This window comes from Exiguobacterium sp. s123 (assembly GCF_018617075.1).
In the GTDB taxonomy this organism is placed as follows: Bacteria; Bacillota; Bacilli; order Exiguobacteriales; family Exiguobacteriaceae; genus Exiguobacterium; species Exiguobacterium profundum.
On the sequence record NZ_JACSJL010000003.1, the window covers coordinates 197,183 to 223,630 of the forward strand.

The window sequence follows — 26,448 nt, forward strand, 5'->3', positions numbered from 1 at the left end:
TTGGGGATTGTTACATCATTGAAGGAGTGTTTTTGGATTGAAGAAAAAAAGAAAATCAAACAGGGTGTACCGACTACGTCGTCTTGCCGTATTCCTTGTCCCTCTCGGTTGCGCCTTCTGGTTTTGGCCACAGGAATCCGTCCCCACGACGCAGTTAAAGGCTGAACAAGCATCCATTTCCGAGGAAATATATACGATTGAAGAACGTACACAAACCGAACAAGACGGTGTCATTCGATATGAATACGACATCGTCGTACACGGGAACCCGAGTACGGATGAGCTTCAATCCGTCAGCCATGACGTCATCGATGACGTAAAACAGTCAGATCAGTTCCAGGCCGCCTTGTTACGATTTTATGATGATGCTGCCTATATCGGGACGGAACCGCCACTCGGTGAAGCCGTATTCGCTCCGGAAGGCGATTATGGACTCGCAGACTGGGTGGAACCCGGTCAAACAGACGACATGATGTTCGGTTGGCAACTTCGAGAAAAAGAATGGACGACCAAATTGACCGATACAGAGATTCAAATTTGGAGGTCATGGCAAGATCAATATACGAAACAGAATCCTGACGACACCGATGCGAAAGCGAAAGTGACGCGCATCATTGCCACTGAATACGAACTCGACCCTAAAGTGGTACAACAAATCGTATTGAAACAGCATGTATGGGCCGCATTATAAATGTTTGTGTGAAATCTCTCTTTTTTGAAAAAGAGGGATTTTTTTATTGGCGTTAGGGAACACCGATACAGTAGGTCAAATGGTGACTTACGACGGTCAGTCATACTTAAGGGAGGCAATCACATGGGGAACAAGAAAGAAGAGCAGTTAAAACAACATACGATTGATAACGAACAACAAGCTGGCTTGACGACAAATCAAGGTCTGAAGATGGCGGAAGACGAATTCTCGCTGAAAGCAGGACGTCGTGGTCCGACATTGATCGAGGATTTCCATTTCCGCGAGAAGATGACCCATTTCGACCATGAGCGGATTCCGGAGCGGATCGTCCATGCGCGCGGCGTAGGAGCACATGGAGAGTTCCAGGTGTATGAACCGCTCGCCGAGTTCACAAAAGCGAACTTTTTGAATGACCCTTCGAAGACGACACCCGTATTCGTCCGTTTCTCGACTGTCCAAGGCTCACGCGGGTCCGCGGATACGGTCCGTGACGTCCGTGGTTTTGCAACGAAGTTCTATACAGACGAAGGGAACTACGATTTAGTCGGAAACAACATCCCAGTCTTCTTTATCCAAGATGCCATCAAGTTCCCGGACCTCGTCCACGCTGTGAAGCCTGAACCACATACGGAAGTGCCGCAAGGGGGAAGCGCGCACGATACTTTTTGGGATTTCGTCGGACAAAACCATGAGACCGCTCATATGGTCATGTGGGCGATGAGTGATCGGGGAATTCCGCGTAGTCTACGCATGATGGAAGGGTTCGGGGTGCATACATTCCGTCTTGTAAATGCGGAAGGAAAAGCGCATTTCGTCAAATTCCATTGGAAACCGAAGCTCGGGGTTCATTCACAAGTATGGGACGAAGCCCAAAAAGCAGTCGGGAAAAATGCTGACTTCCACCGTGTCGACCTTTATGAAGCCATCAATAAAGGCGACTATCCTGAATGGGAGCTCGGCCTGCAGCTGATCCCGGAAGAAGACGAGTTCAACTATGACTTCGACATCTTAGACCCAACCAAACTGTGGCCGGAAGAAGAGATTCCAGTGAAACTCGTCGGAAAGATGACACTTAATCGAAACGTCGACAACTTCTTCGCGGAAACCGAACAAGTCGCCTTCCACCCGGGTCATCTCGTCCCAGGAATCGACTTCTCGAACGATCCGCTCTTGCAAGGTCGTCTGTTCTCGTATACGGACACCCAATTGTCGCGTCTCGGTGGACCAAACTTCCACCAGATCCCAATCAACAAGCCCGTTTGTCCGTTCCACAACAACCAGCGGGACGGGATGCATCAAATGGCCGTTCACAAAGGTCAGACGAGCTACCATAAAAATGCGCTCAACAATAATCAGCCGGAACCTGTACCGGCCGATCAAGGTGGATTTGAGCACTATCAAGAGAAAATCGATGGTCATAAGATTCGGGGACGTAGTGACAGCTTCCTTGATTTCTATTCACAGGCGAAGCTCTTCTACAACAGCATGACCGATGTCGAAAAACAACACATCCAAGATGCCTGCAGTTTTGAGCTCGGAAAATGTGAGTCGGACATGGTGAAAGAGAACGCCGTCGATTTATTGAACCGCATCGATCGTCATCTCGCTGAAGTCGTCGCCGACAACTTAGGAGTACATGTGCCCGAAGAGAATAATGAGGTCCAGTCAGATAAGACGTCCCCTGCTCTCTCGATGGCGAACACAATCAAAAAGCCCGATACGAAGAGCGTCGCCCTTCTCCTTGCCGGTGACGTGGATGCGAATCAGGTGAAACAGTGGGTGCAGACGCTCGCCGATCACAACGTCAACTACAGCCTTGTCGGCAAGAAGGCGTATATGCTTGGTGACCTGAAGGTGAAGGAGACGTACGATACGGTCGACTCGAGCCTTTTCGATGCCGCCTTCTTAGTGAGTGCCGCGATGACTGTCGAGGATGATGTGCTCGAATTTATCGAGAACACGTACAAGCACTATAAGCCGCTCGCCCTACACGTACACCATAAAGAGGCACTCGCCACATGTCGCGTGAAGCAAGACCAGCCTGGTGTCTTCACGTTTGACGAGCATAACCTCGATGGATTCAATGCGTTCATCGATGGGATTGCGACTGCCCGATTCTGGGACCGTGCCTAACGATGTCACTTGACTCGACTCGATTCCCGAGTCGAGTTTTTTCATGTCTGTCATTCACTGCATGCAGTGCATCATCTCGGACAATCCTAATTTGATTTGGTATACTCTTTTAGTTATGTTTATTAACTATTCGAATTTGAAGAAAAGGAGGCGTCACGTATGATGCAACAACCTATTCAAAAACTTTGGACGAGAGACTTTTTAATCATCTCGCTCATCAACTTCTTCCTGACGCTCATCTTTTTCTTATTGATGGTCACCATCGGGGTGCATGCCGTCGAGTCGTACGGGGCGACCACGAGTCAAGCAGGACTCGTCACTGGCATCTTCATCATCGGGACGCTGACCGGGCGCTTGTTCATCGGTCGACTGATTGATTCGATCGGTCGGAAGAAGACGCTTTATATCGGGCTCGTCTTTTTCACCGCCACGATTTTATTGTACTTCGTCCATTGGGGTGTCGGTTTCTTGTTACTGACACGGTTCGTACACGGGCTCGGGATGGGATTATCGAGTACGGCAACTGGAACCATCGTCGCGCAAGTCATTCCCGCGACTCGAAAAGGTGAAGGGATCGGTTACTACAGCATGAGTTCTACTCTGGCGACAGCCATCGGGCCATTCGTCGGATTACTCCTCAGCCAACACACGAGCTTCACCGTCATCTTCGGCCTTTGTTTTGTGATCGGGGTCATCAGTTTGGCGAGTACGTTCTTTGTGAATGTACCGGAAGTCGACGCCCCGGAAGTCGTGCGCGGATTCTCTTTAAAATCGTTCGTCGAACCAAAAGCGCTCCCGATTGCCTTGATTATCGGGATGGCCGCACTAAGCTACTCGAGTGTCTTGTCCTATATCAACTTCTACGCGAGTGAACTCGACTTGATCGAGGCAGCGAGTATCTTCTTCCTCGTCTATTCGGTCGCCGTTCTGTTATCACGACCAATCACAGGAAAATTGATGGACGCGCGCGGAGCGAACGTCGTCATGTATCCGGCAATCGCCATCTTCGCGATCGGTCTACTCGTGCTCAGTCAAGCGAATAGCGGTTGGATGCTTCTACTTGCCGGTGCGTTAATCGGATTAGGCTTCGGGAATATCCAATCCGGCACCCAAGCAATCGCCGTCAAGGCTTCTCCACCTCACCGAATGGGGATGGCGACATCGACCTTCTTCATCGCACTTGATGCCGGTCTAGGGTTCGGCCCCTATTTCATCGGGTTGTTGATTCCGTTGACAGGCTTCTCGACCCTTTATTTGATTCTTTCAGGCGTCGTTCTCTTTACCATTTTCTTGTATTACGTCATGAACGGACGAAACGAACAAAAACAACTGAACGAAGCGGCTTGACGGGATGTACGTACATCCCGTCTTTTTTTGAAAGTTCACACATTTGGTCGAATGATGCGGTAAGATAAAAATGACGTGTAAAAAATAGAATGAACGAAATGAGGGAGACGAGATGAAAGTTGACCAAACACTTCAATCCAACGCATCGATTTTACTACGGACGTTCGATAAAATTTCAGACTATGTGTTCTTTATGGAAGTCGATGGTTCAGCATATCGCTACGTCTTCGTAAATGAGCCTGGGAAACGGGCCATCAATTGGTCAGATGCGGATGTCGGGAAGACCATCGATGAGTTGGTCCCGATCGAGACCGCTACACTTATTACGCAGTATTACGATGAAGCGATTCGTACAAAAAAGAGTGTCGTCTATGAAGACTACCGTCTTGCTGACTCCTTTTATACGGATACGGTCGAGGCGGATGATGTATTGACGCTCCCCCTTCATTATTTCGAGTCAGAAGTGACGCCGATTTTCAATGATGAGGGGAACTGTACCCATATCGTCTCCGTCGTTCGTGAAGTGACGGAACGGAAACGTCGCGAACTCGAATTGTCGATCTTAAAAGATCATCACGAGTCGCTACGACGGTATTCTCCACATGGCATCTTTGTACTCGACCATCATTTGAACATCAAATCCGTCAACCCGGCCGTCACGGTCATCACGGGTCATACGGAACAGGATATGCTTCATCAGCCGTTCCTGCACTGGCTTCCCGAGAGTGAGCGGTCTCGGGTCAGGAAAGGGTTACAATTCACGCTGTCTGGGATTCCACACAAGTATTCCATTTATGCTGAACATCAATCCGGGGAACGACTCGACTTAACCGTCCTCAACATTCCAATCGAGGTCGGCGGTAACATTACCGGCCTGTTTGCGATCATCATCGATTTGACGCCAGAGAAAAATGCCGAGCGTGCCACGGTCGAAAGCGAACGTCGTTACCGTCAATTGATTGAAACCATTCCGGAAGGCATCATTGTACATCAGGAAGGACAGATTATATATGCGAACGCGATGGCACTCGCCACAATCGGAGAAACCTATCTAGAGAATGAATCGATTTTTTCATTCATCGCAGAAGAGTATCATCAGTCCACCCGTCAACGACTTGCCTCTCTCGAACTCGGAGGCCCCGTTCAAGATACGGAAATGGTCATCATGACACCGAGTGGAGACAAGCTCCAGATGGATATCAGTAGCCTTCTCATCGATTATGAGGGTGAAACGGCCGTCTTAACGATTTTGCGTGATGTCACGGAGAAACGTGAAATGGAACAAGCGTTAAGACAGAGTGAGTTACAATATCGATTGATCACAGAAAACATGAGTGACCTCGTCTGTATACTAGAACGGGATGGTACTGTTCGTTATGCTTCCCCTTCTCACCGTACCGTGCTCGGTTTTGCGGCCGGATATTACGAAGGGAAGAATACGCTCGACTATATCCATCCGGACGACATCCAGATCGTCCGGGAGCAGTTGAAAGAAATGAAGGAAGAAGACATCTCCTTGACCCTTGAGTTCCGTCATTTCCATGCTGACCAGCGCTGGATTTGGCTCGAAACGAAAATTCAGGCCATCTATGATGAATCCGGACTTCTCCTACACTATTTGACGGTTAGCCGAGAAATCATGCAGCGTAAAGCACTAGAGAAGCAACTGAAGCATTTGGCGTATCACGACACGCTGACCGACTTACCGAACCGTCGTTTCTTCCTCGCTTACCTCGAGGAAGCGATCGATCGAACCGAATTCGAGCAAGCTGAATTGGCCGTCCTCGCTCTTGATGTTGACCGATTCAAACAAATCAACGATACGTTCGGTCATGATGTGGGCGATGAACTCTTGCGACAACTCGCTCGTCGATTGACATCCGTGCTTCGCAAACAAGATATGATTGCCAGACTTGGCGGTGATGAGTTTGCCGTTCTCATTCGCTTCAACGATTCCTGTGCCCTACATCGGGTTGCAGAGAAAATCATTCAAGCACTACAGCGCCCATGGGAAATCGACCAACATACGTTCATTACGACTTCAAGTGTCGGGGGTGCTCGATTTGTAAAAGGGTTGTCGACCAAACAGTTACTAAAACGTGCCGACCTCGCTCTCTATGAAGCCAAAGCAGGTGGACGAAATCAATATGCACTCGCAAAGGACCACCAATAAGTGGTCCTTTTTTCACGTGAAACACCGAAAATAAATCCTAAATCCGAACATTAAACATCAATTGATTTAATTTTATTCATTTTTAAGATAAATTAATTGAATTATCCTTTGACTTTAAACTCTATTCACGTTATATTACCGAATGGGCGAAGTTTTTTATTGTTCAATACGTTAATGTTCGTGAATAGGGGTGCGATATATGGATAAAGTATTTGATTACGAAGATATTCAATTAATTCCTGCAAAATGTATTGTCGACAGTCGTTCGGAATGTGATCCGACCGTCGAGCTTGGTGGCTTCACGTTCCGATTACCAGTCGTTCCGGCTAACATGCAGACGATTATCGATGAAAAGGTCGCATTGATGCTGGCTAAGAACGGATATTTTTACATCATGCATCGCTTCAATCCAGAGACGCGCCTGGCGTTTATCCAAGACATGCATGAGCGTGGTTTGTATGCATCCATCAGTGTCGGCGTGAAGGAAGAAGAGTATGGGTTTATCGAAATGCTCAAATCGACCGGTCATACGCCAGAATTTATTACAATCGATATCGCTCACGGTCATTCGAATGCGGTTATCCGAATGATTCAGCATATCAAACACCATCTTCCTGGATCCTTCGTCATCGCGGGGAACGTCGGGACACCAGAGGCCGTTCGCGAATTAGAGCATGCCGGAGCGGATGCGACGAAGGTTGGAATCGGTCCTGGTAAAGTGTGTATCACGAAAATCAAAACAGGTTTTGGTACCGGGGGCTGGCAATTGGCTGCACTTCGCTGGTGTGCCAAAGCAGCGACGAAACCGATTATCGCGGATGGGGGCATCCGTACTCACGGTGACATCGCCAAATCGATTCGCTTCGGCGCTTCGATGGTCATGATTGGTTCATTGTTCGCCGGACACGATGAATCACCGGGGGAAACGTTCGAGCAAGACGGGAAACAATTGAAAGAGTATTTCGGTTCTGCTTCTGAGTTCCAAAAGGGTGAGCGAAAGAACGTCGAGGGGAAAAAGATGTTTGTTGAACACAAAGGGGCACTACAAGATACATTGACTGAGATGGAGCAAGACCTCCAATCGGCGATTTCTTACGCGGGTGGTGACAGTCTCGAGGCATTGCGCACCGTAGACTACGTCATGGTGAAAAATTCAATCTTCAATGGGGATAAAGTGTATTAAAAAGGCGACCTCGTGTCGCCTTTTATAATTGCTTCATCATCATATAGTAATCCGATCCCGGCGGATAGTCCGGTAGCACACCTATTACCGTGTAACCGAATCGCTCATAAAACGGTTTCGCTTGAAACGAGAACGTCGTCAATTTCACACGCGTCGCACCGAGCGACTTCGCTAACGCCTCCCCTTCTCTAAGCAATTGGCTACCGATGCCCTGACCATGAAAGTCTGCATCGACCCAAAGGCGATCCAAATCGAACCATCCCCAATACACACTCCCATATAAGCCGGCGATTACCCGTCCTTCTTGCTCCACTTTCAACTGAATGGTCGGCACGTGCGCCTCGCGAATGTCACGATGGTAAATCGAACGAACGTTGTTATACTCACGTAATTGAGTGGTCAAAAACTGTTGGAACGTCTCGTCTTCCTCGTGAATCCGCGTGATAGTGTAAGTCATCTTCCCACCGTCCCGTTCACAAAAAACGTAATCAACTCGTTCTCTTCCTCGGTGATCTCCCGATTGACGAGTGAAGCATATGACTGCGTGATTTCATCAATATTTCCTGGGAAATCATTCGAAATGGTGGCGATTCGTCTTAATGCAAGGCAATCTTCTGCGAAGGATTCACGACTCACCATCTCACCGTGTGACCAGACAATCTGTTTAGCATCAAACGATTCCAATACATTCAACAACCGCAGGGTTTCTTCCGGAGTCATTCGCCATGTGGGAGAATAGATGTCTGCGTATAACGCGTCTCCTAAAAATAATACCCGCTCCTCTGCGACATACAGGACAACCGCATCTTTTGCGTGGTCTCCTCCGACATGTCGTAACACGACGTGAACGCCACCGAGGTCGAGCGTCAGCGACTCTTGAAACGTCAGCGTGGGCAACACGATTTCGATATCGCGCGCGTCTCCATATTCTTCACGGATTGCTTCCGCGCAAAATGCGATTTCAATCCCTTCCGCCACCCGCTCATCGAGAGAGACATCATCCCAAGCATATGGGACAAGTTTTTCCATCCCCTGTTTGGTCGCTTCACTCGCAATGGACACCATTCCTTCGAGTGCAGGTAAACCGAAGATGTGATCCCAATGCCAATGCGTCAATGCGACCATCGACGGCGTGCGGAGGCCTTGTTTCTCTAGCTGTTCTAAAAAGAATGAGGCGTGCGACACGGAATTGCCCGCGTCGATGAGTAGCGTATGCGTATCGCCGACAACGGCACCGAGAATTGGTCGATCGGTACGGTCAACGGGTGTCATATACCAAAAACGTTCCGAATGTTTGATTAAGGTTTGCATGTACGAATCGACTCCTCCTCTAATAAATTCGTTAATTCTTCAAATGAATGCCGATTATCATTTTGAATCCGAGCGTGCCGAAGAGGTAATCGTTTCAACAGTTCAAGCTCACGTCGTTGGCGTTCCACTAAAATCTCAATCGTTCCGGCCATACCCTTATGCGCATGGTTCACACCATAGGCGCCGCTCGTATAATACTCGACAAAGCCGCCTTGCCATCCCATCGGTCGTTCATCATATACAATCGGAAAGATGCGTGCAACGTCATCCAATGCCAAATAAACGACCATCGGATCAATCGGTTTTAGGATGTCTGCGACTTCTTGAACGTATGCTTCCACGTCCGCTAACGGAACATCTTGCGCAACCATTCCAATGGTGAAAGGATTTTGGAGCAACGCACATTCAAAGATGACGTCCTTTTCCTCCCTATCTAACTTTTGAACATAACGCCGCCAGCGTTCGCACATGATTCGTGTGTGAAGAGCGAAAGGCAACTCGTAGACGTCCGTTCCGGCAAGTTCTTCACCATCATCATAACGGACGAGCCATCCCCCCTCGATTTCATCAAGAATGCGACCAGTTGATGGTTTCTCCTCGACCCAATAGACATCATGCATATCCACGGGGTGTGACGCATCTACTTCCGAATAGAACTTGCCATTCCTTTTATCTCGCAGCCTCTCGGCAAATATAGACTTTCCGCTTCCTGGCAATCCTTCAATCAGCCATAATCTCCCCATACTTAAATCCCCTTGTCATCTGAGTATCCACCATATTGGAACCACTGGTCTCCTCCATTGCTCTTTGCAATATACATCGCTGCATCTGCTTTTTGAAGAACCGAATCGACGGTGTCGGTCGACTGGACCAGGGTGACGCCAACACTTGCTGTAAGATGAATGACTTCACCATTCGACGCGTGTATTCCCTGGGAAATAACTTCATTAATCTGCTCAACCCCACTTAGTGAACCCGTTTGCACCAACATGAATTCATCGTCTGAGAAACGGTAGACTTGACCCCCAACACGCTGGACAAATTCATTTAATCGTTGTGCGATTTCAATTAACACTTCATCCCCTATCATGTGCCCATACTGATCGTTGATTCTTGTAAAATCGTCTAAATTGACGAGTATCAATGTAATCGATGGCGTCCGGTGCATATTTTTGTATAAATCGGTCGTGAGCGTATGACGATTATACAGTTTGGTCAGCTGATCTTGTTTTGCGATTCGAATCATCTCGCGTTGTTTCCGTTTCTTTCGAATCCCGTTCTCCATCCATCGTGCAAGCAATCGTACCGTCCCTGTCAACTCTTGCAACGTTTCCTCGTCGAGATGATCATTCAAGTTGCCTTGCTCCGAGAGAAGAACGACCCAGCCAAACACTTGATGCGCATGCGTCAAAGGAAAACTGACTAGCCTCGTGAATTCGATACCGTCTACAATCAGATCACCTTCCTGAAGCGTTTGCGCGCCGACCGTTGTCAATTGATGCAGGGAATGCAGTTCTTCTTCCCCCCAAGTCAAACGAGAGACCCCATGCTCTACTAGAAGACGATGCGAAGGTTCAATCGAGAAGATGACCCCGTGGGAGTAACCGACCCATTCCAATAAAATTTCTTGAACCCGGGCCAATTGATCTTGGAACGGTACACGCAATGCCGTCGCTTCATACAATGCTTCGATTGATTGTTGTCGCGTGATTTGTCTTCTCGAGACTTCCGTGTGCTCGATCTCTGTCATGACCCAATGCGTAAACGATTCGAGCGCCTTCAAGTTTTCTTCTGAGAACGTTCTCGCCTGCCCATCCACTACGCAAAGTGTGCCGATGACGTGACCTTGCTTCGTCCGCAACGGTACACCTGCATAAAATCCGATTCGGTCAATCCAAGGACTGTCACTTTCAATCGCTGCTGCCGCAACATCTTCAATCACCAGCGGAGACTCTGATGTGACAACCCGATTACATAACGTCCATTCCCGTTTGAGGTGAGCGGATTCGAGCTCGATACCGACACACGATTTGAACCACTGTTGGTCTGTCGTCATGATCGAAATGAATGCGATTGGCATCTGGAAGGTTTGTGCGACCAATCGGGAGATCCGGTCAAATCGTTCCTCTTGTGGCGTATTTAAAACTTCCAATCGTAATATCGCTTTGAGTCGTTGCAATTCACGCTCATCTAGAGAAGGATGCAACAACTGCACAGGCTGCTCGATCTTCGATAACATCATCTGATGGGAATACAAGATTCCGAGCGCCTCTTCTAACTCCGCGAGCGGCATCGGACGACTGAAGAAATACCCTTGAATCTCATCGCAGCCGAGCTGACGTAAGATCCGATATTGTTCTTCCGTCTCCACACCTTCAGCCGTCACCTCTAACTCTAGCTTTTTAGCCAACGAGACAATCAGTTTGACGATTTCATACTCTTTCATGCCGCTCTCCTGATCGAGTTGCGCGACGAACGACCGGTCGATCTTGATTCCATCAATCTCGAACAACTTCAAATAATTCAACGAGGAATAACTGACCCCAAAGTCATCAATCAACAGTCGAAATCCTTGTTGTTTGAGCGATTCGACCGTTTTGATCGCCGCTACCGGTTCATGCATCAACGTGTGCTCGGTCACCTCAAACTCAAATTGTTCTGGCACAAGACCGTACGATGCAATGATCGCAACCAGTTCATTCATATGGTGTTCATGAAATAAATTCGGTGAGACATTCACAGCCACGCGGCGCCCTTCAAACTGCTCAGGTTGTGACGACACATCCTGACATACCCGATTCATGACGAATCGTGTCACGTCTTCGATCAAGAGTGACTGTTCAGCCACACGAATGAACGTTTCAGGTGAAATGAATCCGAGAACAGGACTCTCCCAGCGAATGAGTGCCTCAAAATGAATCGCACCGTCCATCGACACTTTCGGTTGATACACCATGTATAACTCATCTAGCTTCAACGCTTTGACCAGTTCCGTTTCGATCATCATCTCATCGATGTAACGCTGCACGTACTCATCGTGTTCATATAAACGAATCGTTTGATTTCCCGTCTGACGCGCTTCCAACAGAGCCGTGGAGGCGTTCATGATGACACGGTCGGCATCCGCTGTACCGGCACCAATCCCGATACAACTCGATAACGGGAATTCGGCCTCCGCCACTTGATACGAATGATCTGCAATCACGTCAAGCAAATGCTCGGCGTACATGTATGCCAACCGGATTGGAGTATGAGGTAACACCGCGATAAAGTCTTCACCGTCTACTCGACCGATAATTGAACCTTTCGGAAGCGTATTCGCCAATTGACGTGTGATGTCTTTAATCAACTGATTCGAGCGCTCCACACCTTGAAGCGACATCATCATCTTGAAACGGTTGATGTGAAGGCGCATGACGCTCGTCTCTTCGGTGTCATGTTGCTCGAACAACTGGTCGAGCTCCAATTTGACTTTCATCAGATTTGGCATACCGGTCAAATAGTCCATATGCTCGATACTCTTTAACAACTTGATCTCCGCCTCCTCGGATAAATCAGTTGTCAAACCGAGTACATAACGAACGAGTCCATCCTCATCTTCAATCGGTACAAGCATAGAAGAAGCGAATCGGGCCGTATTGGAGTCGATGTTCATTTGCGACATGAAGTAGACCGGCTCCCCTGTCTCAACGACCGCATCATAATGTTCAATCAATTCCTCGACCACTTCCGAGCGATACATCTCATGTAAATACCGCCCTTCTACATCACTTGGAAGCGAAGAGGCCACCTTCCCCTGTTCGCTCACATTTACGTAACGATAGCCTGCTTCTGTCACTTCCATTAGAAATACCATTCGATACAAGCGTGTGAACAGCTCGAATAGATAATATGGGTCGCCTTTCATCCGTTGCATCGTATCCCTCCACCCGTTCCTTTTTCTTATAGTGTAGTTGGTTTCGCTCAAACTATGGAGAAAACCTTTGAAAAAATGGGGAAACGTTTTTCTCTTATAAAAAAACACCCTCTCGTACTTGAGAAGGTGCTCTCCGGATTAAAGCAATTCATTCGCCAAGAGACGATAGACGTTCAGGCGATCTTCCTGCTTATGCTGGATGCTACAAATCATCGCCTCATCGAAACCGTAACGTTCCGATTCATCCCGTAACTGTTCCGCAATTTGTTTCGGCGTTCCTACGAGGTGGATGGCTCGGTTGTTGGCGATATGGATTTTATCGACCTCCGTGAGCGGATAGTCGTGGGCCGCTTCCGGACTCAACAGCTGTCTCAATTGACCACGCATCAAGAAGAGACGCGACAAATCAGAAGGTCGGGCCAAATATTCTGCCTCTTCTTCCGTCTCTGCCGTCGTGACCAAATACGTGACACTGATGTCCGGTTTCTCCATGAAATCAGACGGCGTGAAATGGTGACGGTATGTGTCGAGCGTATCGGCACTCAATTGTCCGTTAAAGAACTGGGCAAACGAATAGCCCAGCCCCATCCGTCCGGCCTGCACGGCGCTGTTCCCACTCGAACCGAGTAACCACGCTTCTGGAAGACTGACACCAGTCGGAGCAGCCGGTGTATTTTTATACCATCTTTCCTCCGGTGCCTCATCTTTAATCAATTGAAGCGTCGTATCGAGTTTCTCGTAAAGTCCATCCATCATCGGTTTCTGCCCTTGTGACATCGCATAGATCGCGTTCGCATCACCGCCTGGCGCACGTCCGACACCAAAGTCGATCCGTCCTGGAGCGAGCGCGCTGAGCGTCTTGAATACCTCTGCCATCTTGAGTGGCGAGTAGTGCATCATCATGATGCCTCCGGACCCGAGACGAATCTTGTTCGTCTTCGCTGCCAGATAAGCCGTGATGACCTCTGGAGCCGAGCTGGCGAACGACATGCCACCATGATGCTCCGCCATCCACATACGGTAATATCCTAACTCTTCTGCGACTTGTGCGAGCTCGACCGCGCTGTTAAGCGCATGTTCTCCTGTATGACCCGACGTGACCGGCGCCTGGTCTAACACACTCAATCTCATCATGCATTCTCCTATCTCTATAATGAAGTTTCTAAATATCTTGAATTTGTTGGACTCGTCGTCATCATACTAAATGGTTTGATTGAATACGAATGTTTTGCCTAGTATTTAACCTTGTATTTTTCAGAAAATTTCCGCATGTTATTGATAGCACCTGGTCATATTTTTTATACTAAGAAAGAAATACGTTTCAATAACGGCTGGATGTGTAATGGGGATACATAGACAGCACAAACACTTCGGGGAAATGGGGAATGCATCATGAATGGTTCATCAACACCAGACGGAAAGAAACCTTCTTTTTCGAGTCGAGACTTCTTTAAGTTCTTGATTCCATCACTCATCGGGATCATGTTTTTCATCGTACCAATCTCATCAGAGGAAGGCTTCACGATTCCAGTCGCCTTCTTATCCAATCTGCTGATTGACTGGATTGGGGATTTCGTCCCGACACTCGCCGTCATCATGATGGGGATTTCGATTGTCGGCTCATTATTACTCTTTACGGCACGTCCTGCTTTTATGATGGAGCGACCATCCATCAACGCACTGTTTAGCGTGACACCGTTTTGGTTCGTCATGCGCGTGATCGGTTTCATCGCCGGGGTCATGACGCTACTCACACTCGGACCAGAGATGATCACGTCAGAATTTACAGGGGGCTTGTTGCTCTTTGATTTGATTCCAATCTTATTTGCGACATTCTTCTTTGCCGGTATGTTGTTACCGCTCTTATTGAACTTTGGACTTCTCGAGTTCGTCGGGACGTTTTTGATGAAGATCATGCGTCCGCTCTTCCGCTTGCCAGGACGCGCCTCACTTGACTCGCTCGCCTCATGGGTCGGGGATGCGACGATCGGGATTCTACTGACGACAAAACAGTACGAGGAAGGCTATTACACGAAACGGGAAGCGTCGATCATTGCGACGACATTCTCCGTCGTCTCCATCACCTTCACCATCGTCGTCTTACAGTATGTCGAACTCGACCAATACTTCTTGCCTTACTACGGGGCCATCGTCTTATCCGGACTAGTCGCCGCTCTCATCATGCCACGGATTTATCCATTATCTAAAAAGGCAGACACGGCTTATGAGAAGACGGAGCTCAAACCGGAAGAAGAAGTACCCGCGAACGTGTCACTCGGTAAGTGGGCGTTAATTCAGGCGTTACAAAAGTCACGTTCGAGTAAAAGTTTCCTAGAGACGCTCAAAGACGGCTTCAAGAACGTGCTCGATATGTGGATCGGCGTCCTCCCTGTCGTCATGGCAGTCGGGACGATTGCGGTCATCATCGCAGAATATACGCCGTTCTTCACTATCCTCGGAAAGCCGTTCGAACCGATTTTGATGCTCCTTCAAGTGCCTGAGGCATCGGAAGCCGCTCAAACGATGGTCGTTGGTTTCGCCGACATGTTTTTGCCGGCCGTTCTCGGAAGCGGCATCGAGAGTGAATTGACGCGTTTTGTCATCGCTACGTTGTCGGTTACCCAGCTCATCTATATGTCAGAAGTCGGGGGCTTGTTGCTCGGTTCAAAACTACCGATCTCATTCCTCGACCTCGTCTTGATTTTCTTGTTACGTACCTTCATCACCCTTCCGATCATCGTCGGCATCGCACATCTTGTGTTTTAACGAAAACGACGCCCTTTCTCTTTTATGAGATGGGGCGTCCTTTGTATACTAAAAGAAAAGGAGGGAGACCGAGATGGAGCACCCATTTGCAGGACAACTCGAGGTTGCGAACAACGGCTATGCCGGGATCATCGACCCGGAAGCTTATGTGAACGATCGTTATCACGGACGCTGGACATTAAAGCGCTCTGTACAGATTGAAGGCGTGCCCGTCTTGCTCCAACGTCAGTTCGAGAACGGCAAGAACAACTGTACGTTGACGTCGATCACCGCCATCTTCCGTTTCTATCGAGATCATGGGTATGCGAACATCCCAGATGATGTGACACAGATCCAAGAAGATGTGCGCGAGATCGCCTTCAGGCACCATTTCAAAGACGAGAAAGGGACACCGCCGACACAAATCGCCACCATCATCACGAAACTGTGGAAGCGATACGGGTACGACGGTCGAGGCAGTTCCCGCTATCTTTGGAAATGGTCGACGTTTGAGCGTGAGCTGAAAGCAGGACGCCCGTTTGTGCTGAATATGGCGAACGGCTTTTATAAAAATCATTCCGTCACGGGAGTCGGCTACTTACAGTTTGAAAAACGGGGGTTCCCGGACGTCATCTTGTTAGCCGTGCTCGATAATCGTTCGAAGGACGTGCGCTACATCGACTTCAACGAATTCAACTTTTGGGGAAGCATCACACGCGTCCATCCGCCAGCCACTCGTCCATAATCGTGTCAATCGCTTCTCCGATTTTTAAAAGGTGCTCGCGCTTCGCGTATGACCCGTAATGTAGCCCGTTTGAATCACGGCCATTCCCGAGCCCAACGAACACTTCTGAAGGCTTCATATGGAGGCCGATCATCGGGATACCTGAATCATGGCGTCCGATTTCATAGGTGACGGCGGGATATGCAGACAGTCTTCCGATTGTTGAAAAACCGTTCAAGGCACGTCAGTTATCCCGTCCGAGCACGATGATACGGATTGGTTTGATGTACGCAATCGTCCGCTCCAACAGTTCGATTGAGGTCGGATGTTCCATCCAGTGGCGCCCGGTCCTCATCTTCCCCATCTGTTCATATGTCGCAAACTTGAAAAAATCAACGTGGATGACAGCTGCAGGATGATCATAGAACGAACGCCCCATCCCGTTGAGGAGTGCCTCGAGTTTGGCGCCATGCGGTTTCCCGAACCAGTTCGTCGTCGCGCGCCCCGACTCGAAATAGACCGATGCCCGTTCGAGCGTTTGTTGCAGCGCCTCTTCATTTCCGAGGTAATCGTCAAACGAAAGTGTGTCCCGCCAATAGAACTTTTGGTGTTGCCCCGTTCTCAATGTCCCGTCACGATGTAAAAACTCGCCGCGAGACGGATTCGTCCCGATGGTCAGCCATTGATTCGGACCAGGTCGCCCGTACCAAAGGACAGGTGATGCCTCTGGAATCAATTCTTTCCCGAACGTTGTATCGCACAGTGCTTGTTGAAATCGGATCGCATCTTGTAACAGTCGTACTGCCTCCATGTCATCCCTCCTCTCCCGTTCGTTTCCCGCTTTCGAGAGTCTATAAAATGCGTTATAGTGAGAGGACGAAGCCAAACAAAGGACGTGTACACATGCGCATCAATAAATTCATCAGTGAATCAGGCAAGGCGTCCCGTCGCCAAGCCGACCGTCTCGTCGAAGAGGGACGCGTCACCATCAATGGGAAGAAAGCAAAAATCGGCGACCAGGTCAAACCGGGCGATGAAGTCCTCGTCAACGGTTCTGTCGCACGGGTTGCCCGAAACAACGTCTACATCGCCGTCCATAAGCCGGTCGGGATCACGAGTACGACAGAGAAAAAAGTAAAAGGGAACTTGGTCGACATGGTCAACCACCCGCTCCGCATCTTTAACATCGGTCGTCTCGATAAAGACTCAGAAGGTCTCATCCTCATGACGAACGACGGCGATATCGTCAACGAGATTCTTCGTGCCGAAGGCGAGCATGAGAAAGAATACATCGTCTCGGTCGATAAGCCAATCACACCGGAGTTCGTCGAACAGATGGAAGCCGGCGTCAAAATCCTCGGACAGAAGACGCTACCGTGTAAAGTCCGTCCGCTCTCGAAGTTCGATTTCAATATCACGCTCACGCAAGGACTCAACCGTCAAATCCGTCGGATGTGTGAGGCGCTCGGATACGAAGTGTTCCGCCTCCAACGTGTACGCGTCATGAACATCACGCTCGGAAAACTCCCGCCTGGACAATGGCGCGACCTTTCGAAAAAAGAGCGCGAGCAGTTGTTCCGCGAATTGAATTACGAACCGAAAGAATGGTACTAAAAAGCAGCCTGAGTCGTCTCAGGCTGCTTTATTCTGGTCGAAGTGATGAGACATGGTCGGTCTCACGACGAATGAAACGTTTGAGTTGAGCGCTCAAGTCGTCGAGCTGTCCCATCGTCGTCCTCATTCTACATTTCATATGAACATGGTCAAATGAGTCAAACTGCCATTCATCATGAATGAAAATATCGACTTGGATGGTCCCAATCCGGTCAATCAACGTGAAAGTTAGATTGACTTGCAAATCATCCGAACCCTCTTCTTCATCGACTAGTCTCCATGTGATCGGTTCTTTGCCCCACGCTTGATTGAATTGATCGATCTTTTGATGAAGATCCTCAAGACTCGCATCATCTAAATAAATCAACTGATTGCTGGCGCAAGCAGAAGACCGAAGTTGAAGCTGAACTTGATAAAACAGCTCCGTTTCATCCATCCATACTCGTTCCATCTCAAACTGAATCATGACTTCACCTCTTTTTCTTAATATAACACGAGGTGTCATCACGTCAGGATGCTCTCTCGATTACTTCGCCGTCACGCCACCATCTACCGGAAGTTCGATCCCGCTGATATGATTCGCTTCGTCTGACGCAAGGAACAGGACGGCTGCCGCCACCTCATCCGCTTGTCCGAGATTCGGCAAAGCGATTTGATTCAAGAAATGTTGTTTATAGTCTGGATGCTCCATATGTGGCGCACTCATCGGTGTCACGATATATCCTGGATGTACCGAGTTGACGCGAATGTTTTGCTTCCCATAATCCACAGCCGCTGCTTTCGTAAGAGAACGGACCGCACCTTTCGAGGCCGTATAGGCCCCAGCACCCGCCATACCGGTCAATGCAGAGATGGAGGAGATGTTGACGATTGATCCTCCGCCATTCTCTGTCATGAGCGGAATCGCATACTGTGTCCCTAACATGACCCCATCGATGTTGATGCGATACGTGCGTGCCCAGTCCTCTTCCGTCTGTTCCAAGAACGGTTTCGCAAGTGCGATTCCAGCGTTATTGACGAGAATATCTAATTTGCCACACGTCGCTTCCACTTCTGCGAATACGTCCTCCCAGCTCGAACGTGAGGTCACGTCATGCTTCACCGCGATGGCTTCCCCACCTTGTGCACGAATCGACTCGACTACATTGTTCACTCCTTGTTCATTGATATCTGTTGCGACGACCGTCGCCCCTTCTTTGGCGAATAGGCGTGCCGTTGACTCTCCCATACCGCTTCCTGCCCCTGTGATGACCGCTACTTTCCCCTGTAAACGCATTGTCCCAGCTCCATTCATTAAATTATGATAGTCTAACTATCATAATCATAATTGGATGTGACATTAATCTCAACGAAACTGCTCGAAGACGATATACTAGGGACAGACAATGAGGTGATGGAATTGAGTAAACGACAACAAAACAAAGAAGAACGAATCCAGCTGATTATCCAAGAGGCAGAACGCTTATTTATAGAGAATGGCTTTGAGAAGGTTCAGATGCAGGACATCGCGGACGCGGCAGGGATTGGGGTGGCGACACTGTTTCGCTACTTCCCGAAGAAAGATCAATTGATCGTCGCGGCAGCCGTCAAGAATCTACAGCCCACACTCGAGAGATTTGAACAGTTCATGCATGGGGAAGGCAGCGCATATGAGCGGCTCGAGGCCATCTTGAACCACTTTTTCGAGATGCAGTTGGAACGGACGAACCATGCCCGTTTCCGAGAGGCGTTCGAGAGCTATGCATCGCTCGTCGCCTCACCTCTTCCTGGAATCGAGACATACATCGACGTTCAACGACAGATCATGCAGACACTCGAACCCTTGATCGAAGATGGGAAACGAGACGGTTCATTCCGCTCGGATATCGATGTGAAGGTGACCGTCGTCACAATCATCAATACGTTCGGGACGTTCGGCAACAACATCATGTTGAAGTCGCACATCAGTTATTTAGAGGACGATATCGAACCGGCCGTACAATTGCATGCTTTAAAAGAGATGTTCCTCACATCCATCCGGGCATAAGAAAAGCCTCCCTTCGTTTGAAGGGAGGCTAGTTGTATACATAAAAATGAGCACCTCTCACTAGAGGTGCTCTCGAAAGTCTACCGCGACGGACCACGCTCCACAACGTGCTCCTCAAGGGAATGTCCGCCGTCTTACATAGACCAGCTCATCGCATGTACTCAACTATATGCGAAACCTACGTCCTCGTCAATCTTTTCTTCAATCTCGGTTGACATCTTCCTAAAAATTAGGATAATCAATAGTGTTAGCACTCTTATTAGCAGAGTGCCAAAATATAGACATCAAAAGGAGAACGATCATGACAAAGAAACAGTTTCAAACGGAATCGAAACGAATTTTAGAGTTGATGGTCCACTCAATTTATACACATAAGGACATCTTCCTGCGTGAGCTCATCTCGAACGCGAGTGATGCCATCGACAAGATGTATTATCGTGCCCTCTCAGACGAAAGCATCGAGTTCAACAAAGACGATTACTTCATCAAAATTGAACTCGACAAAGAAGCACGGACGATCACGATTCGCGATACAGGGATTGGGATGACAGAAGAAGAACTCGAAACAAACCTCGGAATCATCGCAAAGAGCGGTTCACTCGCCATGAAACAGGCGACGAAGATGGAAGAGGACCATAGCCTCATCGGTCAATTCGGGGTCGGGTTCTATTCCGCGTTCATGGTCGCTGACCGCGTGACCGTGCGGACTCGCTCGATTGACAGTGATCAAGGATACGTATGGGAGTCAGAAGGCACAGACGGCTATTCGATCGAGCCGACAGACAAAGCGGACATCGGTACAGAAATTACGCTCCACTTGAAGGCAGACACAGAAGATGATGTGTATTCGTCATTCCTTGAAGAATACGAGATTCGCTCACTCATCAAGAAGCATTCGGACTTCATCCGTTACCCGATCAAACTCGATGTGACGAAACATCGTCAAAAAGAGGACTCAGAAGAGTATGAGGATTACAAGGAAGAAGAGACCGTCAACAGCATGGTGCCGATTTGGCGGAAGCGTAAGAGCGAGTTGACTGACGAAGATTACAAGGCGTTCTATCACGAGAAACGCTACGGCTTTGATGAGCCACTCAAGCACCTTCACTTGAACGTCGACGGGACGATTCGTTATCAATCAATCCTCTACATCCCGTCAACGGTTCCGTTCGACTATTACACGAAAGAATTCGAGAAAGGGCTCGAGCTCTACTCGAACGGCGTGTTGATCATGGAGAAGTCACCCGACCTCTTGCCGGATTACTTCGGCTTCGTCAAAGGGATGGTCGACTCAGAAGACCTCTCCCTCAACATTTCCCGTGAAATGTTACAGCAGGACCGCCAACTTCGCGTGATCGCCAAAAACGTGAAGTCGAAAATCAAAGGCATGCTTGAGAAGATGCTCCAAAACGAGCGTGAGGACTATGAGAAGTTCTATGAGTCGTTCGGTCGCCAATTGAAGTTCGGCGTGTATGACCAGTTCGGCGCAGCCAAAGACGAACTGAAAGACTTGATTCTTTTCCATTCTTCTTACGAGAAGAAACTTGTATCGCTCAAAGAGTACGTCGAGCGGATGAAAGAAGATCAGAAGTATATCTACTATGCGACAGGCGAATCGATTCATCGCATCGACCTCTTGCCACAAGCAGAGCGCTTGAAAGAGGAAGGATATGAAATCCTCTACTTCACAGAAGAGATTGACGAGTTCGCCATCAAGATGCTTCAGTCGTATGACGACAAAGAGTTCAAATCGATTGCGAGCGGCGACCTCGGTCTCGATGACGCGGAAGCGAAATCACTAAACGAAGACAACCAAGACTTATTCGCCTTCATGAAAGAAGAGCTCGGAGACCGCGTCAAAGAAGTGCGTGCCTCAACACGACTAAAATCACATCCAGTCTGCTTGACGGTCGCGGGTGACGTCTCAATCGAGATGGAGAAGATTTTGAACGCGATGCCAAACGGCGGTGGTATGAAAGCGGAGAAAGTACTCGAAGTGAACGCCGACCACGCCATCTTCCAGACACTCCAACGTGTGTATAAAGAAGATGAAGCGAAAGCGAAACAATATACAGACCTCTTGTATCAACAAGCCCTCCTCATTGAAGGGTTACCGATTGAAGATCCGGTAGCGTATTCGAATGCGGTGTGTGCGTTGATGGCGGAGTGATTACAATCGAAAAAGCAGAACAGAAATCAAGCTAAAGAGTTTGAAATGCTAAATAACATCTAGACGAAAAAAATCAATTTCCTTTATTATTCTATAGACCTAAATCGAATATTCTTCGAAGACTCAATTCGGTGACCATAACTCAACGAAAGTTCTTTATGACACCAAACCTTGTGATTACTCCGTTATAAAAAACAGAAAAATAAACATAACAATTATGTATTGAGATTGAGTCTATAAAAGCTAAAAGAGCAAGAACCGTCAACTCACAACTAGTTTGACAGTTCTTGCTCCATTTATTTATGCCAGTGGTATAACAAAAATCCTTATCTCATTTCAGAGTCTTCCTTCATAGGCAGACAATCTTTCTCTCATCTGTACCATGAGTCGAACAAACTCTTCTTTCGTCTTCCCATCGAATCTCCCAACATGATCCATGTCAATCGTTTCAAGCGACTTCAGAGCAGTATTCATCGCATCTAGCGGCTTCATTTTCGCACGTAATATCGCCGTCTCCTCGGCCCGACGGCTAACAATAGATGCGGCCTCATCCCTCGTCCCCTCGAGCTCTTTGATTGCTTGACGATAGGAGTCCAGATCGATACCCTCTTTTTCTTGGAACGTATCATGGACATCGTCCACGACATCTTCGAACTCCTCTAGGAAGTCCTCGCGGTTCCCTCCCTTCAAGATGTCACTCCCAATCCTCCGGATGTATCGGGTGAGGTCTTTGTCCTTCGAGACACTGAGTGCCGCGAAGAGGGCATCCTTCACACGCGTGTGCTCCTCCTCATCATCCTCCTCTTTTTTGAGGATGCCGACCATCTCTTGGAGCGGGCCGTCCAGGTCCATCTCCCGGGCGAGGTAGAATTTCCCGCTGGCATTGATAAAGTCGAGGTATTCGACCATGAGTTCTGCCTTGTCGACCATCTTTCTGACCTCTGCCGGTCTCTTGTTCGTGTTCAAGGCATACTCTTGAACGGTGAAGTACTTGTTGACGACGATGTCATTGTAGACATCCACGAGGTTGTCGATTGGATTGTAGTCAACGGGGCGCTCCTCGCCATGCTGAAGGTTGAGCTCGAGCCGTTTGATGTCGATGTCGGAGAGCCCTTCGGCCGGGTCCAGGATGATGGCCTCGAAGAAGACGTCCATCCCATGGTCCCTCTTCAAATGGCGCAGACAGGTGAAGCGACGGTTTCCGTCCACGATTGTCCCGTTGTTCAGGACGACCCCGGCAACTCGTTGTCCGAAGTTCTTGATGTTGTTCTTCGTCTTCTCAAGCGCGGCCGTGTTCGAGCGGACAATCATGTCCTCGACCTGTTCATTGTACTCCTCCTTGGTGAGAAGACCGATGTCCTTCCCGTCTGACTCGAGTCGGTTCATCCAGCTGATGATGCGTCCGTTACGCTTGTTGTAGACTAGGTGCTCGAGCGGAATCTGATAAACGTCGAAGACGCGGGTTTCCCCTTTGAGCGTGAGCTTCCGCTTCTGTTCCGTCTTCGAGATGTCCTTCCCGATTCGTCCTCTCAAATTAACTTTGTCTGTACCTGGTTCTGCCATCATGTCTTATCCCTCCACTGTTTCTCATGATTTGAATATACTGTTTAGGAACAGCTCCTTGCCCCTGTAAAGTTTTCCTGTGTCCGGGGAGAAGTACCCACCCCTCCCACGAACGTTCGAGACGATGGCGTTCCTGTCGAACTCCAGATGATATGTTTCTAAAATTTCCTCGCGTATCGTGTTCACATCGACCCCGTCCGTCTCAGGCAGCAGCTCGAGCAAGAATCGGCCGAACGTCCTCTTGTCGCGACCGATGTAGAAGATGTCCCCGTTGCCCGTCCTGATGGAACTGAGCCGCGGCTGTGTGTGAAGCAGCCCTTCGAAGAATATGTCTTCTAGTCCGAGCTCGAGGATCGGGGAATCCAGAAACTCACGGATGGATGCGAAAGTGAAGTAGCCAGTCCCCACCCCTGTGGCGGCATCGACCACCTGTCGCATGAACCCTCTGACCATCCCCTTGTTAATACCAATCTTGCGTAGTCTTGCGATATGGATATAGGTATTGTCGTCGAAGCGGAAGATGTCATGGCCGTCCTCTAGCCTCTTGATGACACGTTTGAACGGGACCGTCTTGAAGGCAGGTGAAGAAGGGACACTGAAGAAGTCCTCACGGGTCAAGAGCTCCTGGAAATAGGCTTCCGCGCTCGGGTACCCCGCGCGGACGACGAGTCCCCCACGGTTGACGAATCCGACCTTCTCGAGTGCTCCGCTGTTCAGGTAACGGGAAGTAAAGTTCTCGATATGATTGAACGCCTGCTCCAGCTCTTCATGGGTATAGACTTCTTTGGTGAGACGCCTCGAGAACCACGCCGCCTCCCTCTTCGTGAGCAAGGACATGCTGTGACCTATTGTCCCGTCGGGCGCGAGATAGTCTGGGAGTTCACGGCGGAGCACCTGCTTCACGGATATTGGAGAGAGGCCGAAACGGCGCTGGACGAGCATGACGAACGCATCTAAACCAATTGGCGCGTTCTGTCTAATCATCTTTTTCAACCATTCCGTTTTCCCCATCTTCCCGATTGCGATTTCCGGTTGGCGCCCAGGAGTGACGTTCGACATCTCGATATACTTACGGATGATATAATGCAGTTCCTCGTGGTCCTTACAGTCGAGTTCGTCCATCAAGTCAGGCGAGAGGCGGAAGATGTGTTCCGTACTGTAGAATCCTGGCTCGAGCCGGAGCAGTCCCCTTAACTTCTGAAGGCGTCTCTGCGTCATCATCGAGCAGTCATAGAATCGGAGACGTCTTCCAGCGGACGGTATGATGATGTTCGAACGTGATGCGATGGCTGAAAGTGATTTGACGTCTGCTAGCAGCCTGTCGACGGTCCTCACATCAAACTCTTCGAGAATATACCGATCATAAATATCTTTCCACTCTCGGATAGGTCTCGCTGTGTCGTCACGATGTAGCCAAAGGACATGTTCAAACACGTTCGTCTTCGTGGCAGGGGAGATGCTACCGTCACGTCCGACGATGACTGAGAGATATGACCTGAACCTGTACCGCTGGACATCGTCCAACCTGTTATAAAGGTCCATGACGTCATCGCTCCCCATACGAACCTTCAATGCCAGGAAGCGATGTACCATGGGGGGTTCGGCGAACACCTCCACGAATATGTCTTCTGGTATATCGAAGCGAACGAATCGCTTAAGATATCTTTTCCCTTCCTTTACAGACGTGACGGGAATCATGTCGAGAGCCTCCCTCAACTTCCTTATGACAAATCTTGGCTGAATCCCACTTAAGCGAGCAATCTCATGGGGAGTGAGTCCCTTCTCCAACCTTTGCCTCAACAAATCCATGTATGGTAGTTCCGACGAAAGAATCGACTTGAGCATTCTCGTCCTTTTCTTGAAGAGCCCATCCTGTGTCGGGGTTAGAAAGGTGGAGTTTGACAACTCCTCGAGAAGGTCCGTGACCTCAGAACCAGTGCTATCGATTTCGCTCATAATGTCTTCGATTGAGAAAACGTCGGCGAGTCGGTCGTACATAGTCTGATAAAAGAAATGGACAAGTCCTTTCCTGTGTTTTTTTCTTGCCGTAGCCGTAACGGCATGTGTCTTATCCCCTTTCTTAGTATCTACCTTATCTTCTTTTATAGAATCAACGTTTGTGACGTTCTCATATACGGAAATCAATGCGGGCTTATATCCCTCGAAGATATTGTACGCCCTCATGACTCGCTCATACACACTCTGTCTTCTTCCGCCACCTGTGACTTCCTCGAAGGATTCGAAATCGAGCCCTTGGAGATCTTCATATGTGAGTCCCGCCTCCATCATCAATCTTATATCAGAGACCAATAGCTCTGTCTCTGGCAAGAGAAGATGATACAGCGTCCTCGTCTTGCACATATCTTTAATCTCCTTGTCACCCATCACAGATTGAAGGACAATCAAGGCACGTCTAACACTCACCGGGACACCTGGTAGCGATTTTCCTTTCTTTGAAAGAAGGTCGTCAATGAATATCCCTTTTTTCAGGAGAGCAACGGCATCGGCTGGTGTGACCTCGATGTCGAACCGCTCCAAAAGATCGATGATCCCAAATATACCTTGTTCATAGTCGAACGTGCCCGATTCGCTCGCTCCAGTTTTCTTATGGTCCAACATATATCCCCCTCTCATCATTAATCGTGTGAAAATCGTCTCTAAGATTCTATATACAATACCGAAAATCATAGAACAGGGTCTTAATTTTAGAACACTACAACTCTTTTACCTATATTTTACTATTGTTTTTGTTCGATTGACAGCCCTGCCCTATCCTTTTTTCGCTATGGTCAACCAAAATCCTGATGCACTCTCCCTCTTTGCGAGGACAGGTAAAAGGCTCTACCGTTATG

The 26,448-nt window shown here is 48.8% G+C and carries 21 protein-coding genes; 10 read left to right on the forward strand and 11 right to left on the reverse strand.

The annotated features are described in order from the left end of the window. Positions 1–37 precede the first annotated feature (37 nt). The 5 genes from KNO72_RS07530 to guaC all read left to right on the forward strand — a co-directional run bounded on the left by KNO72_RS07530 (position 38) and on the right by guaC (position 7,527). Complete coding sequence (locus tag KNO72_RS07530) at positions 38–691, forward strand: hypothetical protein (RefSeq protein WP_214757636.1); 654 nt, start codon at positions 38–40, stop codon at positions 689–691. 123 nt (positions 692–814) lie between these two features. Then, entirely contained in the window at positions 815–2,824 is a 2,010-nt protein-coding gene (locus KNO72_RS07535; protein ID WP_214684993.1) for a catalase, read from the forward strand. A gap of 162 nt (positions 2,825–2,986) precedes the next feature. After that, on the forward strand, positions 2,987–4,171 hold the full coding sequence (locus tag KNO72_RS07540; protein ID WP_041918118.1) for an MFS transporter: 1,185 nt from the start codon (positions 2,987–2,989) through the stop codon (positions 4,169–4,171). Positions 4,172–4,283: 112 nt separating this feature from the next. Beyond that, the gene (locus tag KNO72_RS07545; protein WP_214757638.1) at positions 4,284–6,344 is read left to right on the forward strand and encodes a PAS domain S-box protein; all 2,061 of its coding nucleotides are present in this window, start codon (positions 4,284–4,286) and stop codon (positions 6,342–6,344) included. 199 nt (positions 6,345–6,543) lie between these two features. Beyond that, positions 6,544–7,527, forward strand: a complete 984-nt coding sequence (guaC, locus tag KNO72_RS07550; protein WP_031424215.1) for a GMP reductase — start codon at positions 6,544–6,546, stop codon at positions 7,525–7,527. Positions 7,528–7,549: 22 nt separating this feature from the next. Here guaC and KNO72_RS07555 read toward each other — a convergent pair whose 3' ends face one another. The 5 genes from KNO72_RS07555 to KNO72_RS07575 all read right to left on the reverse strand — a co-directional run bounded on the left by KNO72_RS07555 (position 7,550) and on the right by KNO72_RS07575 (position 13,885). Further along, on the reverse strand, positions 7,550–7,984 hold the full coding sequence (locus tag KNO72_RS07555; RefSeq protein WP_078146021.1) for a GNAT family N-acetyltransferase: 435 nt from the start codon (positions 7,982–7,984) through the stop codon (positions 7,550–7,552). After that, positions 7,981–8,838 (reverse strand): MBL fold metallo-hydrolase, encoded by an 858-nt coding sequence (locus KNO72_RS07560; protein ID WP_214684987.1) that lies wholly within the window; start codon positions 8,836–8,838, stop codon positions 7,981–7,983. Before KNO72_RS07560 ends, KNO72_RS07555 begins: the two co-directional genes overlap by 4 nt. Continuing rightward, complete coding sequence (locus KNO72_RS07565; protein WP_214757640.1) at positions 8,826–9,581, reverse strand: P-loop NTPase family protein; 756 nt, start codon at positions 9,579–9,581, stop codon at positions 8,826–8,828. The genes KNO72_RS07560 and KNO72_RS07565 overlap by 13 nt, the downstream gene beginning before the upstream one ends. A gap of 2 nt (positions 9,582–9,583) precedes the next feature. Next, positions 9,584–12,754 carry an EAL domain-containing protein gene (locus KNO72_RS07570; RefSeq protein ID WP_214757642.1) on the reverse strand — a complete coding sequence of 1,057 codons (3,171 nt, stop codon included), beginning with the start codon at positions 12,752–12,754 and terminating at the stop codon, positions 9,584–9,586. A 138-nt stretch (positions 12,755–12,892) separates the two neighbouring features. Next, a complete protein-coding gene (locus KNO72_RS07575) occupies positions 12,893–13,885 on the reverse strand; it encodes an LLM class flavin-dependent oxidoreductase (RefSeq protein ID WP_074035150.1) in 993 nt (330 codons plus the stop codon). A 261-nt stretch (positions 13,886–14,146) separates the two neighbouring features. On the opposite strand from KNO72_RS07575, the gene KNO72_RS07580 reads away from it, so the two are divergent. Next, positions 14,147–15,520, forward strand: a complete 1,374-nt coding sequence (locus KNO72_RS07580) for a YjiH family protein (protein WP_078146016.1) — start codon at positions 14,147–14,149, stop codon at positions 15,518–15,520. Positions 15,521–15,593: 73 nt separating this feature from the next. Continuing rightward, positions 15,594–16,244, forward strand: coding sequence for a C39 family peptidase (locus tag KNO72_RS07585; protein WP_015880303.1), 651 nt, complete (start codon positions 15,594–15,596; stop codon positions 16,242–16,244). On the opposite strand, the gene KNO72_RS07590 is transcribed toward KNO72_RS07585, so the two are convergent. Next, positions 16,210–16,461: a hypothetical protein gene (locus tag KNO72_RS07590; RefSeq protein WP_078146014.1), complete on the reverse strand. Its 252-nt coding sequence runs from the start codon at positions 16,459–16,461 to the stop codon at positions 16,210–16,212. The two genes, KNO72_RS07585 and KNO72_RS07590, sit on opposite strands and share 35 nt — an antisense overlap. A 6-nt stretch (positions 16,462–16,467) precedes the next feature. Continuing rightward, positions 16,468–17,034, reverse strand: coding sequence for a hypothetical protein (locus KNO72_RS07595; protein WP_078146013.1), 567 nt, complete (start codon positions 17,032–17,034; stop codon positions 16,468–16,470). Positions 17,035–17,126: 92 nt separating this feature from the next. Between KNO72_RS07595 and rluF the strand changes: the two genes are divergently transcribed. Continuing rightward, complete coding sequence (gene rluF, locus KNO72_RS07600; protein WP_015880301.1) at positions 17,127–17,837, forward strand: 23S rRNA pseudouridine(2604) synthase RluF; 711 nt, start codon at positions 17,127–17,129, stop codon at positions 17,835–17,837. 28 nt (positions 17,838–17,865) lie between these two features. Here rluF and KNO72_RS07605 read toward each other — a convergent pair whose 3' ends face one another. Beyond that, positions 17,866–18,303: a hypothetical protein gene (locus tag KNO72_RS07605; RefSeq protein WP_214684977.1), complete on the reverse strand. Its 438-nt coding sequence runs from the start codon at positions 18,301–18,303 to the stop codon at positions 17,866–17,868. A gap of 60 nt (positions 18,304–18,363) precedes the next feature. Then, entirely contained in the window at positions 18,364–19,113 is a 750-nt protein-coding gene (locus KNO72_RS07610) for an SDR family NAD(P)-dependent oxidoreductase (RefSeq protein WP_047795764.1), read from the reverse strand. A 117-nt stretch (positions 19,114–19,230) separates the two neighbouring features. On the opposite strand from KNO72_RS07610, the gene KNO72_RS07615 reads away from it, so the two are divergent. After that, positions 19,231–19,863: a TetR/AcrR family transcriptional regulator gene (locus tag KNO72_RS07615; RefSeq protein WP_251028296.1), complete on the forward strand. Its 633-nt coding sequence runs from the start codon at positions 19,231–19,233 to the stop codon at positions 19,861–19,863. Between the two features lie 301 nt (positions 19,864–20,164). Continuing rightward, positions 20,165–22,033: a molecular chaperone HtpG gene (gene htpG, locus KNO72_RS07620; protein ID WP_214757644.1), complete on the forward strand. Its 1,869-nt coding sequence runs from the start codon at positions 20,165–20,167 to the stop codon at positions 22,031–22,033. A 336-nt stretch (positions 22,034–22,369) separates the two neighbouring features. Here the strand turns inward: htpG and KNO72_RS07625 are convergent, their stop codons facing one another. Together KNO72_RS07625 and KNO72_RS07630 are read right to left on the reverse strand one after the other, a co-directional pair. Further along, positions 22,370–23,599 (reverse strand): hypothetical protein, encoded by a 1,230-nt coding sequence (locus KNO72_RS07625; protein WP_214757646.1) that lies wholly within the window; start codon positions 23,597–23,599, stop codon positions 22,370–22,372. A 21-nt stretch (positions 23,600–23,620) separates the two neighbouring features. Next, a complete protein-coding gene (locus KNO72_RS07630) occupies positions 23,621–26,212 on the reverse strand; it encodes a hypothetical protein (RefSeq protein WP_214757648.1) in 2,592 nt (863 codons plus the stop codon). Between the last annotated feature and the right edge of the window lie 236 nt (positions 26,213–26,448).

Coding starts and splice junctions, on each gene's coding strand:
- KNO72_RS07610 (WP_047795764.1), bottom strand. CDS start 19,113: ATGCGTTTACAGGGGAAAGTAGCGGTCATCACAGGGGCAGGAAGCGGT.
- KNO72_RS07555 (WP_078146021.1), bottom strand. CDS start 7,984: ATGACTTACACTATCACGCGGATTCACGAGGAAGACGAGACGTTCCAA.
- KNO72_RS07535 (WP_214684993.1), top strand. CDS start 815: ATGGGGAACAAGAAAGAAGAGCAGTTAAAACAACATACGATTGATAAC.
- guaC (WP_031424215.1), top strand. CDS start 6,544: ATGGATAAAGTATTTGATTACGAAGATATTCAATTAATTCCTGCAAAA.
- KNO72_RS07605 (WP_214684977.1), bottom strand. CDS start 18,303: ATGATTCAGTTTGAGATGGAACGAGTATGGATGGATGAAACGGAGCTG.
- KNO72_RS07585 (WP_015880303.1), top strand. CDS start 15,594: ATGGAGCACCCATTTGCAGGACAACTCGAGGTTGCGAACAACGGCTAT.
- KNO72_RS07540 (WP_041918118.1), top strand. CDS start 2,987: ATGCAACAACCTATTCAAAAACTTTGGACGAGAGACTTTTTAATCATC.
- KNO72_RS07580 (WP_078146016.1), top strand. CDS start 14,147: ATGAATGGTTCATCAACACCAGACGGAAAGAAACCTTCTTTTTCGAGT.
- KNO72_RS07545 (WP_214757638.1), top strand. CDS start 4,284: ATGAAAGTTGACCAAACACTTCAATCCAACGCATCGATTTTACTACGG.
- KNO72_RS07595 (WP_078146013.1), bottom strand. CDS start 17,034: ATGGAGGCAGTACGACTGTTACAAGATGCGATCCGATTTCAACAAGCA.
- KNO72_RS07625 (WP_214757646.1), bottom strand. CDS start 23,599: ATGATGGCAGAACCAGGTACAGACAAAGTTAATTTGAGAGGACGAATC.
- KNO72_RS07570 (WP_214757642.1), bottom strand. CDS start 12,754: ATGCAACGGATGAAAGGCGACCCATATTATCTATTCGAGCTGTTCACA.
- KNO72_RS07560 (WP_214684987.1), bottom strand. CDS start 8,838: ATGCAAACCTTAATCAAACATTCGGAACGTTTTTGGTATATGACACCC.
- rluF (WP_015880301.1), top strand. CDS start 17,127: ATGCGCATCAATAAATTCATCAGTGAATCAGGCAAGGCGTCCCGTCGC.
- KNO72_RS07575 (WP_074035150.1), bottom strand. CDS start 13,885: ATGAGATTGAGTGTGTTAGACCAGGCGCCGGTCACGTCGGGTCATACA.
- htpG (WP_214757644.1), top strand. CDS start 20,165: ATGACAAAGAAACAGTTTCAAACGGAATCGAAACGAATTTTAGAGTTG.
- KNO72_RS07615 (WP_251028296.1), top strand. CDS start 19,231: ATGGAATTGAGTAAACGACAACAAAACAAAGAAGAACGAATCCAGCTG.
- KNO72_RS07565 (WP_214757640.1), bottom strand. CDS start 9,581: ATGGGGAGATTATGGCTGATTGAAGGATTGCCAGGAAGCGGAAAGTCT.